General features: G+C 69.4%; 3 protein-coding genes. All 3 read left to right on the forward strand.

The window, feature by feature from the left end; translation table 11 throughout:
* The coding region (locus L995_RS25000) for a carboxyl transferase domain-containing protein (RefSeq protein ID WP_047474058.1) at positions 1-1,312 on the forward strand (1,312 nt) is incomplete at its 5' end.
* 34 nt (positions 1,313-1,346) lie between these two features.
* The gene (locus tag L995_RS25005) at positions 1,347-2,132 is read left to right on the forward strand and encodes an enoyl-CoA hydratase/isomerase family protein (RefSeq protein WP_047474059.1); all 786 of its coding nucleotides are present in this window, start codon (positions 1,347-1,349) and stop codon (positions 2,130-2,132) included.
* A 45-nt stretch (positions 2,133-2,177) separates the two neighbouring features.
* On the forward strand, positions 2,178-2,924 hold a 747-nt coding region (locus L995_RS25010; protein WP_082001623.1), incomplete at its 3' end, for a DUF4126 domain-containing protein.

The raw sequence follows: 2,924 nt of genomic DNA on the forward strand, positions 1-2,924 counted from the left end.
CCGCGTGGACTGCATGATCGTGTGCAACGACGCCACGGTGAAGGGCGGCACCTACTATCCGATGACGGTGAAGAAGCACCTGCGCGCCCAGGAGATCGCCGCGCAGAACCGCCTGCCCTGCATCTACCTGGTGGACTCGGGCGGCGCCAACCTGCCCAACCAGGACGATGTGTTCCCCGACCGCGAGCACTTCGGCCGCATCTTCTTCAACCAGGCCAACATGAGCGCCGAGGGCATTGCCCAGATCGCCGTGGTCATGGGCTCGTGCACGGCCGGCGGCGCCTATGTGCCGGCCATGAGCGACGAGTCCATCATCGTCAAGAACCAGGGCACCATCTTCCTGGGCGGCCCGCCGCTGGTGAAGGCCGCCACGGGCGAGGTGGTCAGCGCCGAGGACCTGGGCGGCGGCGACGTGCACACGCGCCTGTCGGGCGTGGCCGACCACCTGGCCCACAACGACACCCACGCGCTGGCGCTGGCGCGCCAGTCCGTGGCCAACCTCAACCATGCCAAGCAGCCTTCTGCTGGCGACCTGCCCCCCGAGGCGCCGCTATTCGACGGCGGCGAGCTGTACGGCGTGATCCCCGTGGACACGCGCAAGCCCTTCGATGTGCGCGAGATCATCGCCCGCGTGGTGGACGGCAGCCGCTTCGACGAGTTCAAGGCCCGCTTCGGCGCCACCCTGGTCTGCGGCTTTGCGCGCATCGAGGGCATGCAGGTGGGCATCATCGCCAACAACGGCATCCTGTTCAGCGAATCGGCCGTCAAGGGCGCGCACTTCATCGAGCTGTGCTGCCAGCGCAAGATCCCGCTGGTCTTCCTGCAGAACATCACGGGCTTCATGGTGGGCCGCAAGTACGAGAACGAAGGCATTGCCCGCCACGGCGCCAAGCTGGTCACGGCCGTGGCCACGGCGGCCGTACCGAAGTTCACCATCATCATCGGCGGCTCCTTCGGCGCGGGCAACTACGGCATGTGCGGCCGCGCCTACTCGCCGCGCTTCCTGTGGATGTGGCCCAACGCGCGCATCTCGGTCATGGGCGGCGAGCAGGCGGCCAGCGTGCTGGCCACCGTCAAGCGCGACGGCATCGAGGCCAAGGGCGGCCAGTGGACGGCCGAGGAGGAAGAGGCCTTCAAGGCCCCCATCCGCCAGCAGTACGAGGATCAGGGCCACCCCTATTACGCGACGGCGCGCCTGTGGGACGATGGCGTCATCGACCCCGCCGACACGCGCCGCGTGCTGGCGCTGGGCCTGGCGGCCACGCGCAACGCGCCCATAGCGGACACGCGCTTCGGCGTGTTCCGCATGTGACGGCGGCTTCCCTTTCCTTGCAGCGAGGTACTTCATGAAAACCACCGCACTGACCCTCGAATTCCAGGGCCCCCTGGCCACCATCACGCTGACCCAGCCCGAAGTGCGCAATGCCTTCAGCGACGAGGTCATTGCCGACATCACCCACGCCTTCCACGCCGTGGGCAAGCGCAGTGACGTGCGCGCCGTGGTGCTGGCCGCCGAGGGCCCGGCCTTTTGCGCAGGCGCCAACCTCAACTGGATGCGCCGCATGGCCGACTACTCGCGCGACGAGAACCGCGAGGACGCCGGCCTGCTGGCCGAGATGCTGCGCGTGATCTACGAATGCCCGCAGCCCACCATCGCGCGCGTGCAGGGCGATGTCTATGCGGGCGGCATGGGCCTGGTCGCTGCCTGCGACATGGCCGTGGCCGCCGAGGGCGCGGGCTTTTGCCTGTCCGAGGTGAAGATCGGCCTGATCCCCGCCACCATCAGCCCCTACGTGATCCGTGCCATGGGCGCGCGCGCCGCCCACCGCTACTTCCTGACCGGTGAACGCTTCGACGCGGCCGAGGCGCTGCGCATCGGCTTCGTGCACCGCGTGGTGGCGGCAGACGAGCTGGACAACGCCGTGGACGGCCTGCTCAAGCACCTAGTCAGTGCCGGTCCCGCCGCCGCCCGCGCCTGCAAGCGCCTGGTGATCGACGTGGCCGAGCGCGAGATCAACGAGCAACTGATCGCCGCCACCGTCGAAGGCATCGCCGACATCCGCGCCAGCGCCGAGGGCAAGGAGGGCGTGCAGGCCTTCCTGCAAAAGCGCAAGCCGGCCTGGCTGGCCTGATACGCGAAAGCAGCCTGTCCGCAGAACCATCACCGAGCGAACGCCATGAGCACCCTGACCGACTCCCTCGTCCAGTGGCTGCAGTCCGTGGGCCTGTACCCGGGCCCGGCCGTGCACCACACGGTCAGCGAGGCGGCTGGCGAGGTGGCCGAGCGCGTGGGCCAGGCCACCAGCGGCATGGACATGGCCGGCCTGCTGGCGCTGGCCGCCGCACTGGGCTGGGCCAGCGGCTTTCGGCTCTACGCCGTGGTCTTCGTGACCGGGCTGCTGGGGGCGCTGCGCTGGGTGGCGCTGCCTGGCGGGCTGCATGTGCTGGAGCATCCAGCCCTGCTGTTCGCCAGCGGCGCGCTGCTGTTCGTGGAGTTCTTCGCCGACAAGATCCCCGGCGTGGACTCGGTCTGGGACCTGCTGCAAAGCGTGATCCGCATCCCGGCGGGCGCGGCGCTGGCGGCCGGCGTCTTCGGCGCCGACAGCGCGACCATGGCCACCATGGCGGCCCTGATGGGCGGCTCGCTGGCCCTGTCCAGCCAGGTGGCCAAAAGCACGACGCGCGCGGCCATCAACACCTCGCCCGAGCCGTTTTCCAACGTGGGCGCCAGCCTGGTGGAGGACGGCGCCTCGGTGGGCGCGATCTGGCTGGCGCTCACGCATCCGCTGGCCTTCGCCGCCGTGCTGCTGGTCGTGGTCATCGCCCTGTGGCTGCTGACCTGGGCGCTGTGGCGCTTTCTCAAGGCCGTGGTGCAGCGCCTGGGCGCGCTGTTCGGCGGGTCTCCCGCGATGAATCAAAAACCA

It is taken from the genome of Delftia sp. ZNC0008 (assembly GCF_000799035.1).
Lineage (GTDB): Bacteria > Pseudomonadota > Gammaproteobacteria > Burkholderiales > Burkholderiaceae_C > Comamonas > Comamonas tsuruhatensis.